7 protein-coding genes are annotated in these 17,071 nt (G+C 36.9%); all 7 read right to left on the bottom strand.

Features of this window, described 5'->3' with window-relative positions:
* Positions 1-143 precede the first annotated feature (143 nt).
* On the bottom strand, positions 144-2,594 hold the full coding sequence (locus tag ABD859_RS23395; protein ID WP_345147241.1) for a pectate lyase family protein: 2,451 nt from the start codon (positions 2,592-2,594) through the stop codon (positions 144-146).
* Positions 2,591-4,921 (bottom strand): DUF5703 domain-containing protein, encoded by a 2,331-nt coding sequence (locus ABD859_RS23390; protein WP_345147240.1) that lies wholly within the window; start codon positions 4,919-4,921, stop codon positions 2,591-2,593. The genes ABD859_RS23395 and ABD859_RS23390 overlap by 4 nt, the downstream gene beginning before the upstream one ends.
* 108 nt (positions 4,922-5,029) lie before the next feature.
* The gene (locus tag ABD859_RS23385; protein ID WP_345147239.1) at positions 5,030-6,454 is read right to left on the bottom strand and encodes a sialate O-acetylesterase; all 1,425 of its coding nucleotides are present in this window, start codon (positions 6,452-6,454) and stop codon (positions 5,030-5,032) included.
* A gap of 397 nt (positions 6,455-6,851) precedes the next feature.
* Entirely contained in the window at positions 6,852-10,244 is a 3,393-nt protein-coding gene (locus ABD859_RS23380; RefSeq protein WP_345147238.1) for a glycosyl hydrolase, read from the bottom strand.
* Between the two features lie 320 nt (positions 10,245-10,564).
* Entirely contained in the window at positions 10,565-13,897 is a 3,333-nt protein-coding gene (locus tag ABD859_RS23375) for a glycoside hydrolase family 2 TIM barrel-domain containing protein (protein WP_345147237.1), read from the bottom strand.
* Between the two features lie 125 nt (positions 13,898-14,022).
* A complete protein-coding gene (locus ABD859_RS23370; protein ID WP_345147236.1) occupies positions 14,023-15,153 on the bottom strand; it encodes a glycoside hydrolase family protein in 1,131 nt (376 codons plus the stop codon).
* A gap of 214 nt (positions 15,154-15,367) precedes the next feature.
* On the bottom strand, positions 15,368-17,041 hold the full coding sequence (locus ABD859_RS23365) for a glycoside hydrolase family protein (RefSeq protein ID WP_345147235.1): 1,674 nt from the start codon (positions 17,039-17,041) through the stop codon (positions 15,368-15,370).
* Positions 17,042-17,071: the final 30 nt, after the last annotated feature.

Raw genomic sequence — 17,071 nt, 5'->3', positions numbered from 1 at the left:
TTTTGAACCATATAAGTCATATAAGTTCATTTAAACTAACTTTTCTAATTTGAAAGTTGATTTAATCAATCTTATATGATTTTTTTGATTTCTATTAAGTCAAGCTTATAAATTCTTACATGACTTATATGGTTTAATATATTTTACTTAACAAAGAAATTAACGCTTCGACTCATTGAATCTCCGTCTGCATCTTTTACAGTTACTACGAAAGATGCAAAACCTTTATCTGAAGCCGTGAACTGAATTTCTTTTCCTTTTAAACTCGCTTTCCCATTTTTAACTTCAGAGAAAGTATAGACTGGTTTGTTGTCGTAACCTTTGAAAAAATCTGCAACAGCTAACGACTTTTTATCTTTTAAATTGATAAAATAATGAGGTTGAGCGAGCCAGTCTAAATAATTATCCAATTGCGTAAATCCGTCTTTATCAGTATCTGAATTCGCATCTGAGAAATCTCCTGCTGGTGAATTTTCATTTAAACCAAAAGCTTTTTCCCACCAGTTTGGTAAACCGTCATGATCAGTATCCCAATCTGTTGGACGAGTTTCAGACGGAAAATTCGGCCATCCTCCTGCATCTTCTTCGTTATCGATCATACCGCCGTAACCGCTTTTGCTTCCTTTATACGTAAAAGTTCCTTTTTTAGTTTCCTCAATAATTCGGTTATCATGTTTGTCAAAAAACGGCTGATTTGCCCCAACATCCGAAAGTACATTTTTATACGCTCCATTTGCCGATTGTGTTTCCACGAAAGACTCAAAAAACGCTTTCTTTACGAACGTTTCGTATTCTACCATTTCTTTATTGGTAACGGTCATTTTTCGTCCTTTATCCTGTGTTTTTTCATCAAAATAACCCGGCATCACATTTCCATCAAAGAAATAACGCTGCATTCCTTTTCCAACACCTTCGTGCTGTGCATTCAAAGCCACAAAAATTTTGGTTGAAGCACCTGGTTTGTAATAGTTATTGACAAAGTTCACTTCGTTAGCACCGCCGTCAGTGGCTCTTTTTCCCCAGTTGTACACTACGTTATTACGAATATCCAATCTTCCTGTGTAAAATCCATCACCACTTAAACCACCACCAATACTCCAGTTACGACCTTCATTATGAGCCAATAAGTTGTGATGAAAACTTCCGATATCTCCGCCAATTGTAGCAGCATATCCGTGCATTTTTCCAGCTTCGTATTTGTCATGTCCTGCTACATTTAAAGCCTCAGAAATTAAAGTGCGCTGTAACGTAATATGATGCGCACCGCGCGAACTAAACGATTCATCAATCGTCCAGCTGATTGAACAATGATCGATAATACTATAATCGGCGCCCGTTAATCCCATTCCGTCAAACGTTTTACCGCCGCCGATTCTCACTTTCAAAAAGCGGATTACACCATCGTTTCCAGTCAGTCCGATAGGCGCTCTAGTAACCGTGATTCCTTCGCCTGGAGCCGTTTGTCCCGCAATAGTAACATAAGGCTGATTTACAACCAATCTCGAAGCCAGTTTAATATTTCCCGAAACATTAAAAACAATTGTTCTCGGGCCGATTTCCTGATTCACGGCGTCGCGTAAACTTCCCGGGCCGTCATCGTTTAAGTTTGTTACTTCAATTACTTTTCCACCACGTCCGCCCACAGCATAACGTCCGTAACCTTCTGCACCCGGAAAAGCCAGTTGAGCAGGTTTAAACGACCACACATTTCCTAAAGTTTCCTGACCGTTATTATCGACTTCGTCCACTCTCCAATAGTATGTTGAACCGCTGTACAAATCAGAAACGGAAAAACTTTTATCAGTCAATTTTCCTTTAAATTCTTTTGAAGATTCTGTTGCATTGGCTACTGCATTTTTATCCAAACCAAAATACAATTTATGAGCGGTACCGTTTTTTGAAGCATCCCATTTTAAAATCACATTTTTGGTTACTTCAACATGTTCGTCTCGGTTTGCTGGTTGTGGAGTTCGCGCCTGATTCATCAAATTTGGCGTATCTAATTCAAAACCATTAATCACAATTTGTTTTACGATATCTAGATTGTTTGTCGGATCAATTTCAAAACGAACAATTACGTCTTTTCCTTTTTCTGCATTGAAAGTAATATAAGCCATCGAAGCATCAACCTTTGCATTGGCTCTCTGACTTGCATTTACCGTTTCCTGAAGTTTCCCGTTTACTAAGATTTTTATCGGAGAAAAAGTTTTTCCGTTAATCACATCAAATGCATTATGAAAAGTTAAAAGCGTATGTTTTCCTGCCGTTAAACCGCTTATTTTTAATTCTAAATTTTCAGCTGTAACCAATCCGTCACTTCCTAATCTGTTATAAAAAGGAGCGCTCATTCCGACTTTATACCACTTTGAAGTAAAGTTTCCTTTAAGTTGAAAACTCACTCCGTTAAAAGCTTTTTGATCTTCTTTGCCTTCATTAATTACCCAGGCTTCATAACTTGGATCGTGAACTTCTTCTAATCTTCTCTGAAAAAAGTCAAAATCGACTTTTACAATCTGCTTATCAGCATTTTGTGCCTGCCCGTTTGCAGCCAAAAGCAATGCCAAAGCAAAAGAGCTTACTAATTTCTTAATCATTTTATGGTAATTTTTTCTGTTTCTGATTTTCCAATCAGGTTTATAATGTCTTTTTTTCTTTCTTCCGGAATCACTTTTAAAACCTTTAATTCTCCATTAACGAGCTCAGCTTCAACAGTTGTGTTTTGGGTAGCGTGTAATTTAAAATGAACATTCCAATCTTTTGGCCATGCCGGAAAAAGATAGATTTTACCCTCTGCTTCCTGCAAAAGCATTTCCTGCATACCGATCATTCCTGAACCTCCCCAATTATGATCTGGAACCCAATCAAATCCAGGTCCCCAAAATGCAGGGAAACGTCTTTCTGAATTTGCCATTTTCAACAGATTGTATTTTCTTGCTTCTTCGGTTAAACCTAATCTGGCAGAGAAAATATTATCCTGTTTCCATCCCACATGACTTCTGAATTTAATGGCATCAGAATCGTATTTCCATGTATTTAAAGCCGTTTCTAAATCTAGTTTTCCAACACCGTAAATTCCCCACGGATAAACAGGATACAATTGCGGAACTTCTGAGTTATTTACGCGTTCCCATGATTTTGCCGGAACTAAAACTTTATGATTGTCAATCTGTCCAAAATTCAAAGGCGGAATTCTGGTTTGAAACGCCTTTAAATAATCAATATCTTCTTTTGACAATTCTTTCTGCGAAAGGTTTAAAAGCTGTTCTGTAATGACTTGTAAAGCAGAAATCGTGCTGTTCGAATTATTCGCCATTTTATAAGTTTCAGCTCCAGACCCCGGATAAAGAACTAATTTTCCGTTTCCGTCCAACGCTTTTCTGCCTCTTTGTTTGGCTAAATATTGATAATGTTCATCGAAAAATCGAAGACAGCTAATGATAAATTGATTATACTTTTGAATATCTTCTTTTGCATATTCTTTCTGCTGTAACATCATTTGACAGAATTCCAAAACCGTGTCCCATTCGTATTCCAGCCATGCATTGTATTCCATTCCCGGATCGTAATCTGCGGGGCGTTTCCATTCGTATTCGGCTGGATTTGGCAATCCAAAGTTTTCTAATTGTTCTGTAAAAGATGCCCCATTGTGTTTCCAATAAATTTTACTGCGTAATTCGGCATTTTTTTGAATTGATAAGTAATAATCCAATTGTGATTTCATCATATCAAAATCACCGCTTTTTACCATCGGAAAATAAACCAATCGCTGATTTTGAGCCGTCATCGTTCCTCCTCCCCAATTTCTGAAATCGGGTGTAAAATTCAGTTCTTTATTGGTGTAAACGGGATCAACAGTAAAAAGTCCGCCGTTGAATTTTGTTGGATATTTCCCGTACGCATTGCATCCGAGCATATATCGAAACAATTGATAATTCTGTCCAATCTGATAAACGGAATCTTTCTCAATCGATTGATTTTTCTGTGTAAAAACAAAACTGCGGTTCCAGTAATTATTCCACCATTTTGTTGTGTTTTTCTCGGCTTGTTTGGTTGTGTTTTTATTTGAAGTAACTAAATTTTTCAATCCATTATTCCAGGTCGAAAAATTAGATTGGCTGGTGTTTAAGTAAATTTCTAATGAATGTTTTTTTGAAGGTTTTACACTAGTTAAATTAAAACCTTTAAAATCTGCATCCTGATATTTTCCAAGATACGTTCCGTCTGGTTTTAAGTTATCGCCTTTCATGAATCCGCCGAAAGTCAGATTGGCAATCGGGTTCATCATTTCCTCTTTAACCGATTCCATTTTCTGTTGTTTTACTGCCACATCAAAAACGGTTTGTTCACGATTTCTGTGGTAGAATTTAAGTCCGTTATTTTCAAAAGCAATCGAATCTTTAAAAATAAATAAATCTCCCTGAGTCGCCCATTTATAAGAATTCGCATTATTTTCTTTTCCTTTTGAATGATGGTTCTGATAACGCCAGCTTTCATAAGAAGCCGTCATTTTCAACGAGTTTTTACTTTCTAAATCAACATGAATAATCGGTTTAAAAACATCCACCCAAAGTTTGATTTTCGTATCATTTTGTCCAACTAAAACATAACCGTCTTTCAGTTTCAATTCCTGACGAAAACCGTCTTTACCTTCAAACGGATTTGGAGTTAAAGTGATTTTCACGCGACCTAATTTCAGCAACGTATTATGTTCATCAAAAGTCCCGCTTCGCGAAAAATAGAAATACAAATCACCTTTCTCTACCCAGACATTCATACCAATATCACCGCCCCCCAAAGGCATAGATTCAGATGAATTATTGCTTTGAGTCGTCCAAACTTGATTGTAAGTATCGAGTACAGGGATTTGCGCTTTTAGGCAAAGCGTAACGAAGAAAGAAAATAGAAGTAGTATGTTTTTCATTTTTTACGTTTCCTGCAAGGTTTCCAAAACCTTGTAGGTATCATTTTTAAGTTCCAAGATTAACTAACACCTACAAGGTTTTGGAAACCTTGCAGGAGTACTCGCGTGCTACCATTCATCCGTTCTAAAAGAAGAAATCGGCAGACCTCCCGCGCTGAATAATTCCGCTTTCGCGAAGTCTTTCCATAAATATCTTACCGCAACTGGTTTGGCGACTTTATCAGAAGTCAAAACCACAGATTTTCTTCTTACGACTGTTTTTGCCGGATAAAAAACTTTGTCTTCACCAGCGATTTCGAAACCTAAAACTTCTTTGTCATAAGACGTAATTCCATTTGCAACATCATCAAAAGAAACCGTTACAGCGCCGTCTTTTATCTCCATTGATTTGTATTTCGGACTTTCAAACTCGAAACCTTCAATTCCGTATGTTCTTGCCAAAGCCTGAAAAGCCAGTCGGTTTCCTCCTTTTTCCTTGTCCATTGGATGAATGTTATTTTCTTCCCCAACATCCATTAAAACCGCCATTGCCGAATTCGGAATTTCCTTTGAAGCCTTAAATTGCGCCTCTCGCAAATAAGCCGAATTGTATTTTTCTAAATAATCTTTTGGATGAAACGAAGCATAATTAAACGGCGCAATCTGAGCGAAATAAAACGGAAAATCTCCCTGATTCCAAAGCGTTCTCCAACTACTTACCATTTTCTTCATCAGAGCCGTATATTCATTTGCTCGTTCGTAATTCGATTCGCCCTGATACCAGATACAGCCTTTGATTCCGTAACCAATAACTGGCGAAAGCATTCCGTTAAACAAAGTCGTCGGAACACGATTTGGGTCTTTTGCCAATTCTTCTTTTGTAGTCGGAATTTTAGCGCTAGCGAAATCTTTCAGCATTTCTTTGTTCATCCAAGCTTCCATACTCGAACCTCCGTACGAAACGTGAATCAGTCCCACCGGAACATTTAAAACTTCCTGCAAAAGCGATCCGAAATACCAAGCCGTCGCACTAAAATTAGAAGTTGCTTTTGGAGAAGCTTCCTCCCATTTTCCTTCAAAATCCTCTTTTGGTTCTAAAACCGTCGCACGCGGAATCGTAATCAATCGAATGTTTTTATTGGTTGATCTTACGATGATTTCGTTTCCGTTTTTAACCGGCTGTCCTTGAAATCCTTTCAATGGCATTTCCATATTGGATTGTCCGGAACAAAGCCAGACTTCGCCGATTAAAATATTTTTGATGGTTATTTTTTCAGTTCCTTCCGTCACTTCAATGGTAAAAGGTCCGCCTGCAGTTGGTGTCTGCAATTCGGTTTTCCATTTACCCGAAGCATCAGCTTTTGCTTTGTAAATTTTAGAATCCCAAGATGTTTTAATAGTGATATTCGCGTTCCTTTCTGCCCAGCCCCAAATAGGTGCATTTGATTTTTGCTGTAGCATCATATTGTCGGAAAAAATTGCTGGCAGTTTTATTTTTGCATTGATTTGGAGGCTTAGAAAAACCGTTAAAATTGCAATGATTGATTTTTTCATTTTTATCATTTTGTTTTTTTGCCACAGATTAAAGGATTAAAGAGGATTGTTTATCTGTAAAAATTCTTTAATCTGTGTCTATTCTATTTTTTTAATTGCCTCCAGCTTTAGCTGGAGGTTAAATGTTTCTTTCTCTATTAGGCTTTAGCCAAACTTCGCATTTGGCTAAAGCCCAATTCTTGTGTTATTCCTAAACCTCCAGCTAAAGCTGGAGGCAATTGATCTTATTTTTTATTCTAATTAAAATGTGTCGCTCCGCTGGAGCTTAACTAATCTTATACTATTATTCTCTATAAATATTTCGCTCTTCCAGAGCTTTTTTAACAAGTCCCAGAGGGACGAAATATTTATAGAACAAAAATCACCATCATACAAAAGCTCCAGAGGAGCGACATATCTATAATTTCTCTTTTAAAATCGTAACCGGCCCCAACAATCCCGCTTTCAACAACGGATTTCCTTCCAATCTAAATGGCGCCGTTGTCCACGTTAATCTCTCTTCTTTTGGGAGTTTTTGATCGCCCATTAAACGATTTGCCCATGTATTCGTTACTTTTATTACAATTGTATTTTTTCCTTTTTGTAATGCTTTTGAAATATCTGTTTTAAATGGGAAAGTCCAAAGCGTTCCGCAATCTTTTCCGTTGATGGAAACTTCAGCGATATTCGCAATTTCACCTAAATCTAACCAGATTTTGTTGGTGTCTTTTCCTTTCCAAACAAATTCTTTTTTGTACACGACAGTTCCAGAATAATACTTGATCTGATCATTTTCTGAAGTACTCCAATCAAAAAGCTTGTTGGTTTTTACAACTTCTTTTGGACCTTTAAATTCAGTATCAAACTGCATTTCCCAGTTTTCATCTAAAACCTGAACTTTTTCAAATTCAGACTCTTTTTTATTAACTAAAACTTCTTTCGCTTCTTCTTTAAAAAGCACAAAACCAGATTCGTTAGCTTCTAAAGTTACTGAAACAATTGTTCTGCCGTTTTCTATTTTCCAATTGGCTAAAGCCGAAGTTTTATCGGTAACTGGATTATACCATTGAGGAACTTTTCCAGCTATTCTGAAAGAAGCATCAAAAGTTCTTTTTTGCTCTTTTTGATTCGAAAGAAAATAAACTTCTTCATTTTCTGCTTTTCTATGAGCCCAAGCAATTGTTTCAGAATCAGCTCTGTTTAGATTTGGAAAATAAACATCTTGTGTAATTCCGATCGAAGCAAAATCATCTCCTAAATACGGTAATTTAACAACCTTTCCTTTTCCGATTTTCCATGAAGACGAGTTGGTATTATTCCAGATTTCATCAATTACATTCTGCCATTTCTTTTGATTTTCTTCCGATTGAATACCTGGCTGAATTGTTGGTTTATCCTCAACAAAAATCGTTGCGCCGTCTTTTAGCAATTGCAGGATTTTTTCGGCGGAAGCCAAAGACAAAATTTTGTTCGGCGCCATTTTATGACTTCCCGGAAACAATAAAGCGCCGTATTCTATTCCATTTTCGAAAGTTACTTTTCCGTTTATAACTTTAGCTTTATTGATTAAAACATCAGAATTGAAAGAATCGTATTGATAACCGTTTAACGGATTAATCCATTGTGATAAATCAGTAATATTTTTAGAATACGTCACTTCTTTTGGCATTTTCGCCGTTGGCTGACCTCCATTTTCTAAACGGATTTTCTCGCTTTCGAGTCTTTCTTTTCCAAAAACATTCGGAATAAAAGGCACCAAACGATCCGGCACAAAAGAACGCGACGGAAAATCTTCGCCAATAAAAACCGCCAAATCGATTACAGGTTTTCCTTTTTGCAATTGAAACTGAACTCTTTGACAATAATCAAACCATGCTTTTCCGGGTTTCCACCAGGTCTGGTCTCTTTGGAAAAAAGTTCCGATATCGTCTAATGTCATTCCTGGTTTTCTATCCGTCCACGGATTATGAACAAAAACATGGAAAAATAAACGGTTGATTCCCAAAGCATAATTACGGTCTGCCGTGGTTTTTAGATTTCCGGGATGTTCATCCCAATCCATTCGTAAAGCCGTAAAAGATTCTGCTTGAATAATATCTTTTCCATAAATATGTCCGCCCGAAATGGCATCAACCATATCAAAAGGTTTGTCGTGCGTTGGGCTTTTCAGCCAAAATTCACCACCCGGATAATCGACATATTTATAATGTAATAATGCATCGCTCATCATGGTTGGCGCGACATTTTCAGAACTTAACTTAACGTTATATTCTTTTGCAATTTGAGCAACTGTTCCATAAAAATTATCAGCAACTAAATCGGCAATAGTTTTTCTAACATCGTATAAAACTTTCTCTGAGAAATCGGCACTTTCTATCGGAATTCCCGCCATAACTGGCAGATATTCTACCAAATCATAACCGCGTCTCTTTTTAAATTCATCTCTAAAAACCGAAGACCAATTTTGGCTTCCGCATTCCCAACTGTCAAAATGCAGGATTTCCAAGACTTTTGAAGCCAGTTCCGGCCCAGCAGAACGAACCGCTTCTCCAAACCAATGATCCAATTGAAAACGAATTAATTCGGGATTAAATTTGTCTACTTCCAAACCTTTTCCTGCTCCACCCGTCGCATTTTCGTGTCCTGTAGAAGTATGTCCCATTCGGATAATTTTCCATTTCGCTTTTGGAGCTTTCCAGTTTAGATTTCCATCCCCATCAACAAAACCCGAAATATTAATAATTTCCGATTTTTTAAATGTTTCTATATTCGGAATTTCTTTCTCTGAAGTCTGTGGAGTCAAACGCCAGATTGCACCTGATTTTCCTTCGTAGTTATTAATTAAAGACTGATTCGAGAGTGTAATTTTACTCACTTTCAAATTCTGTTTCCATTTCGCAAAATCTAAATCTTCTGCTCCTGGTTCTGTTCCTTTTGGATCATACACAAATCGGAAATATTTTGCTGTTACTGGTGTAATTGTGTGTGTATTTGGGAAATCCATGTCCTGCCAGCCGTGACGTGGCGCAATTAGTCTTTCGTGGAATCTAAAATTTATTCCATCATCGCTCACTAGCACAATCAGGCGCTGAGCCTGATAATCTCTTCCTTTAGTTTCAATTACAATTGATTTGCAGGTAAAAGGTTTTTCAAATTCGTACTGAATCCAGCCAGCATCGGCAAATTTGAAATTTTCGTCTTTTTTAGGATCTGCCAAAAACGAGGCATCTGTATAATTTGATGTCGTTACTTTTGGCAATTGAATCTGCGAAGTGATTTGATATTCCTTAATTGGAACTGCAAAAACCGCAATGTCTTTATAATAGTCTTTGTAATGCTCTGGAACTGGCAGTTTTGAAGTGATTTTCTTCCCTCCTAAAATTTCATTGGTTGACCAAACTACTTTCTGCATCGACATTTCTGGTGTAATCCACGGACCGCCAGCAACCGCAAATCCGTCTGCGCCATGAAAAGCGAGTTTTAACCCCAAACGATCGGCTTCTTTAAACGCCCAATGAATCATATCCCAAAACTCTGGACTCAGTTGTAAAATCGGCGGGTCAATCAACGGCGGATTTGCCGGGCCTTTAATTGTCATTAAATAAGCACCTGCAATTCCGTTTTGTTTCATGGCTTCTAAGTCGGCTGTGATCCCAGCTTTAGAATAGGCCGATTTCATCCAATACCAATACACCCAGGTTTTGGAGGATTCTAATGTGGGCTGAAAATTGGTTTCTTTTTTATGAACTTCCTGCGCAGAGACGAAACTTGCGAAAAGAAGGATAAAAAAGAGGTGTTTTTTGTTGAACATTTTTATTTTTAATTCAATTTTGATCTTTTATAATTCTGATAATCTGCTTGATCTGCCAAATCTGCGGGAAAAATTTACTCTCGCAGATTTGGCAGATATAAGAGATTTTTTTCTCCTATTAAACCCGACAGGTTTTAAAAACCTGCCGGGTTTAATATCGATGCACGCATTTTTGTCATTTCGAGGAACGAGAAATCACACTAGAAGCTCCTCAAAGCTTGTCTTCAATCTGTGGCGAATCGCGCGCGTGATTTCTCGTTCCTCGAAATGACAAACTGTATCTTTATTTTTTAATTCTCAATTTTTAATTATTAATTAATTTAATACTTAAACTTTTTCAAACTACTTTCCAACTGATTTTTTGAACCACTGAAAGGCATTAAATAAAAGCTATACTGATAATTTCCTGATTTAATCTGATATTGTTCAATTGGTTGCGCTACAATCGTCCAACTGTCATTTCCTCCTACACCCATTTGAATTAAATCAATATTTAGTGTCAAAAATCCAGGATCTTTTAAATCATAAGTATGACCTGATGCACTTAAATTTTCCTGCGTATAAGGCCATGCACTCATGCTCAAAAGTTTATTGTCATTTACGACTATAAAACCTTGATTTTTCTGCGGAGTTGTTAATGCCATCCATCTTACATCACATCTATTTCCGTTTTCCTGTGGTTTTGGATAATGCTCGATAAAATCATTAATTGGAAGCGAATATTTCCCTGCAAACGAACCGAAATTTCTGTCGCTGTAATTTTCTAATTCTCCTTTTCCGTACCACGAAATCTGATCGAATTTTCTTTGAACTCCCATTTGCATTCCGATTTTTGGAATGTTTGGCAGTTTATCTGAAGCTTTTAAACTGTAATCTACTTTTATAACCCCATCTGGACTGATATTGTACACTACATTTACGTTCGCACTGTCTTTTATAATTTCGTAATCGCTTATAACTTTAATTTCAGAAGCCGATTTGTCGATTTTCACATTCACCAATTTTGGTTTTGCTTTGTACCATTGTTTCAACAACTTTTGCGATTTCCATCCGCGTTTATCGTTGTCCGTAAGCGGTCTTACGAAGTTAGGAAGTAACGGTGCAAAAACCTGTTCTTCTCCGTTGAAAATGTATGAACTCAAAGCTCCATTTGTTTTGTTGATTTTTATATCGAAACTTTTTCCTTTAATAGTATAATCTGAATCTGATTCAGAAACATTCAACGATCCTTTTTTGGTATTTAAAACCAAAATTTCTTTCTTTTTCAACACAAACTGATCTTCCGCGACAGCATAACCTTTTGAAGCCCAAAGTTCATCTGCTGAAAGCTGAAATTCAATATTCAAAAGATATTCTGCATCATTTTTCATTTTTGGAAGATATTGACTGATATCCAAAGTTGTAGATTGTCCAGCCTCAACTTTTAATGGTTTTAAAATATGAGTTTTGATTACGTTTCCGTTTTCTAAAATTTTTAAAACCGGAATATAACTTTCTAAAGATTTAACCGCCTGACGATTTTTAATTTCTAACTGATTTCCGTTTAAAGTCGAAACCGCTGGCTGATACACCCATTTATTTTCAAAAAGAGAACCTTTTGGTTTTCCGTAAGAATCTACAATTCCTTTTGTATTGAAATTTCCGTCATGGTATTTTTCGCCAAAATCTCCTCCATGCGCAAAATAATTTTGTCCTGATCTTGAGTCGAATTTTACAATTCCCTGATCTTTAAATTCCCAAATACAGCCTCCGATCACTCTAGGAAGCGAGCGGAATTCATCCCATAATTCTTTTAAATTTCCAACTGAATTCCCCATGGCATGTGAATATTCCACAAAAATAATCGGACGTGTATCTTTCTTTTGATCTACTAAAAATTTCGGTGTGAAAACGCCTGGATAAAAACGGCTGACCATGTCGACATACGAATCATCTTGCGGATTTTCAAATCGGTAAGCATGATCAATTGTTTTTGGATATCTCGGATCAAGCGGATCGATATAGCCGTCTAATTTTGCATTTCCCTGCGCTGGTTCATAATGTACCGGACGCGTGATGTCAAAATCGTGAACCCAGCCCGACATGGCAGAGTGATTTGGTCCTTTTCCGCCTTCGTTTCCTAAACTCCACATTACGACTGATGGATGGTTTTTATCTCTTTCCACCATTCGAATCATTCTTTCCATATAAGCGTTTGTCCAAAGCGGATCGTTGCTTAATTTACCACCAATTCCATGTGTTTCTTGGTTTGCTTCATCCATTACCATGATTCCGTATTGATCACATAATTCGTAGAAATAAGGATCGTTTGGATAATGGCTTGTACGTATAAAATTGAAATTAAACTTTTTAATCGTAGTAATATCTTGTTTGATATCTTCTCTCGTAACCGCTTTTCCTCTTGTCGGATGATGATCGTGACGGTTTACACCATAAACATAAGTTTCTTTTCCGTTGATGAGCATTTTACCATTCTCTTTCGAAAATTCAATCGAACGGAAACCAACTTTACAACTTTTGGCTTCTGTAACGTTTCCATTTTTATCCTTTATGGAAATGACCATCGTATATAAATTCGGTTCTTCTGAACTCCATTTCTTTGGATTTTTAATGTTTTCTTGGAAGAATCCAAAACGAACATTGTCCAGACGAGGATAACTTTCGTTGATTAAATCAAGTACAGGTCTTTGTAGTGGTTCTTTGAACATTGCCGTATTATTGGCATCGTACAACTGAACGTTCATCGTATAATCTTTAACTTGGACTCTTTCTCCAGTCAAATTTTCTACTTTTGGTCGTAGTTTGAAAATCGCGTCTTTGTATTCTTTGTCTAATTTCGTCTGAACAAAGAAATCCTGAATACGTAATTTTGGTTCAGCCATAATGAAAACTTCACGCTGGATTCCGCTCATTCTCCAATGGTCCTGATCTTCTAAATAAGAACCATCTGTCCAACGAATTACGCGAACAGAAACTACATTTTCTCCTGTTTTCAAATAAGGCGTAATATCGAATTCTGAAGGTAGAAAACTGTCTTCTCCATATCCTAAAAATTCTCCGTTTAACCAAACTTCAAAACCTGAACTTACGGCTCCGAAATGTAAAGTCACGGTCATATCTTTCCAGTTTTCTGGAACGGTAAAACTTCTTTGATAAGAACCAACTCCATTATAATCTTTCGGAATATAAGGAGGATTTATTGGTCGAAACGGATAAACGGCACTTTTGTAAATTGGATTATCATATCCTTTCATTTCCCAATTGGAAGGCACTTCGATTTTATCCCAACCTGAAACCTTGTTTTGATAAAAATCTTTTGAAGCTTCTTTCAAATTAATGGCATATTTAAAATCCCAATCTCCTGTCAGCATCTGCATTCTGCTTTTGGTTCTGTCGCCTTTTAAAGCGTCTTCAACACTTGTGTATGAATACGCAGTTGCTCTTGAAGGCTGTCTGTTGATGCTTGTAATCGTTGGATCTTCCCAAGGTGCATATTGATATTTTTTATGCAATTCTGGAACTCCTGCTGGCTCTCCTGTTACGGATTGTCCGTTTGCATAAAATGTTAGAAGTAAAATGTAAAATGTGAATACTGATTTTGGTATCGAAAATCGAAACTTTGAAAAGTGATTATTTTGAGTTGGTTGAAACATTATTTTATTTTTAGTTTTTTGTCATTTCGACTGAAAGGAGAAATCGCACTATCCCGAAGCTTCGGGACACAAACAATGGTCGACAATCTTTATGATCTTTATTCTATATTCTTTGCTCTATTTTCTTAATTCTTTTTCTTCTCCTTTTTCTCAGGCGGAGCCACAAAATTCAATTTACTTTTTCCTAAATCTTTAGAAGTTGCAATCGCAATTCCTCTTTGTTCTGCTTTGTTAACCGCGCAGTAAAAATGATAAACAACGCCATCGTGTTTTACTACAAAAGATTTGTGCGCAAACAAATCATCATAAGGTTCAGATGATTTAACTAAATCGTCTCCTTTCCAATCCGTCCAGTTTACTAAATCATTTGAAACAGCAAAACGGTTAAATGCACCTTGATTCCATCCCGTCCAGAAAGCGCCAAAATAAAACATCACCCAAGTATCATTGATACGCTGAATATAAGCATCTCCCGAAATTCCTTTATGATGATTGATTAAAGGTTTATCACCATACCGTTTCCAATTTTTCATATCGTTTGATACTGCCATTGCAATACGCTCAGCTCCTTTTGCAGGGTTAATACTGTCACCACGGGCATTGTAATACATGATGAAATCGTGTCCTGTCACTTTATCTTTATCACGAATCACACTGTTTTTGTACATCGTGCTGTTATCCCACCATTTGGCATCTTTATCTTTTGGCGTCAAAACAGGATTTTCTAATCTTTGAAATTCATGTGGTTTTGTCGGTGCTTCTTTCGTATACGCCATTCCGATTGACAAAACGCCTGCTTCATAACCTTTACTATCTCCGCCAAAATAACTCATCCAGTATTTATCTTCGTATTTTTCCCATTCGTAACTTCCGCCCCAAGTCATATCTTGCAACGAAATATATCCTGCTTTTTGATTGACATCCCAGTGTTTTTCATTTTCTGAAAAGGACATTACTTTTCCTAGATGTTTCCAATCTAAAAGATTATCACTTTCCGCCAGCCAGGTTTCGTAACCTCTTCCGTCGTAAATCAAATACGTCATGTACCATTTTCCGTCTTTTCTGAATACACTTGGGCAATCCATTTTATAAGAGTTGTCTGTTGGCACCATCACCAATCCGTATTTATAAGGTGTTTTTATTTCCTCATAAATTTCCTGCATTACGCTGTTGGTAATTTCTCTTTTCTTGTATTTGGTGGCACAACTTGTTAATAACAATGCAGTTACAGCAATAATTAAATACTTAATTTTCATATTCTTTGTGTATATTTTTTACGCGGATGACGCGGATTTACTTCGTAAAGACACGGATTATTACGGATTTTTTTTCTCTCGCAGATTTGGCAGATTTCGCTGATATTTTTATCTGCTTGATCTGCTAAATCTGCGGGAAACTTTATTTTATTATAACTAATAAAAATCAGCGTAGATCAGCGTTTTTACGAAGTAAATCCGCGTCATCCGCGTTCTATTTTTTCAACTCAGCTAATCTATCCTCCATTACATCCTTGTTCAATTTTACTTTTACCATTCCTGTTGGGTGAAATCTTCTTTTTAGATCGATGGCATTATACACTATCGTGTAAACATCATTTCCTTCGGGGATTAAACACAAAGGCGTTCTCATAATATCCCACCATTTATTCACTTTAGTTTCTATTGGAAGATAATGCGCTTCTGCCCAGTTTACACCGTCTGCTGATAATGAATAGGCTATCATGTTTGGTAAATGATGTCCCCAGCCGTCTGGACCTCCGTCGAAAATCGCAATGTACATTCCGTTTGGTAATTGACTAACAATTGGATTTTCAACAAAAAGCGGATGCATGGTTTTAATTGGTTCCAAGCCTTTGTTCATCCTCAACCAAGGCCCTTCTAAACTTTTAGATTCGGCTAAAGCCACAAACCAGCCTTTTCCTGATTTCTTCGGATAATCTGCCCACGAATTAAACGGATACGCACCGCTGTAAAATCCGAAGAATTTGTCGCCTACTTGATACGGAAAAAAGGAAGCAACTCCCTGACGTCCTTCCCAAGGTTGAGAATCCAATCCCGGTTCCATAATAATTCCCATATCTTTATAAGGCCCGCCGATTCCGTTGATCCCTTCTACAGTCGATTCACAACGCCAGATTCTTCCGAAAGAATGATTTGGTTCTATTTCTTTACTTACGGTATACGCCAAATAATAGCCGTACCATTTGTTTGCTTTTTCATTAAAAACAGGCATATACGACCAGATTGCAGCACGACGATCATTCATAGGGTTATCGTCTTCGGTTACGGCGTAAACTCCGCTTGCTTGGTATATTGTCGATTCTCTTTTCCAGTGAATTGCATCTTTACTTGTCCAATGTCCGATTTTGGTTTTTACACGGTCGTAATAATAATCAACACCTTTTTCTCCCGCTCTTTCCGTTGGAAACATATGATAGGTATCGCCGACTTTTACCACGCGTCCGCCTTCAAAACCTCCCTGAATTCCTTCCGTTCCAGACATCCCTTCGTCGATAACAGGTTTATTTTCTCCTCCAATAACTTCAAAAAGACGTTTTTCATCTGAAAATCCTTCCACAATAAAAGTCGGGTTCCAAAGTTTTCCATCTGGAAATTTGGCGTCTCTTTTTTCTAGTTTCTCAGAAGCTTTAACAACTCCTAAAATCGCAAACAAACCTTTTCCGAAATTGATGTTTTGAGTTCCTTTTGAGTAAGAAACGGCATAAATATTTACGGGAGGTAAACCAGTAATAGTTACTCCATTCTCTAAAATTAACTTGCTATTTTTAATATTTTCAGATTGAAGATATTCCGAATTTTTATCCTGAAAAACACCAACTAAAACCGTTACAGCTTCTTTAAACTTTAATTGTAATGGAGCATTTGTTCCATTTTTATATTTATCTAAAGGAAGTGCAATTCCAGTTAAACCTTGCAATTCGGGAGCGACACGAACAATGTTGTGTTTGCTTCCTGAAAATACATGTGCGTATTGTGTAGTTTTGAAAGTCTTGTAATTGGATTTTACAATTTCGAATGAAGCTGGTTTCCATGCTGTTTGTGCGTTTGTTTGTAGGCATAGAAGAAACAGCGCTAGAAAAGCGGTTTTTAATTTGAAATTGTATTGGTTATTTTTTGAAAACATTGGTTTTATATTTTTTTGAGCATTTTTTTG

It is taken from the genome of Flavobacterium ginsengiterrae, assembly GCF_039539785.1.
GTDB classification, from domain to species: Bacteria; Bacteroidota; Bacteroidia; order Flavobacteriales; family Flavobacteriaceae; genus Flavobacterium; species Flavobacterium ginsengiterrae.
Note: the sequence above shows the minus strand (reverse complement) of the source record. Positions and strands in the feature narration are given on the sequence as shown.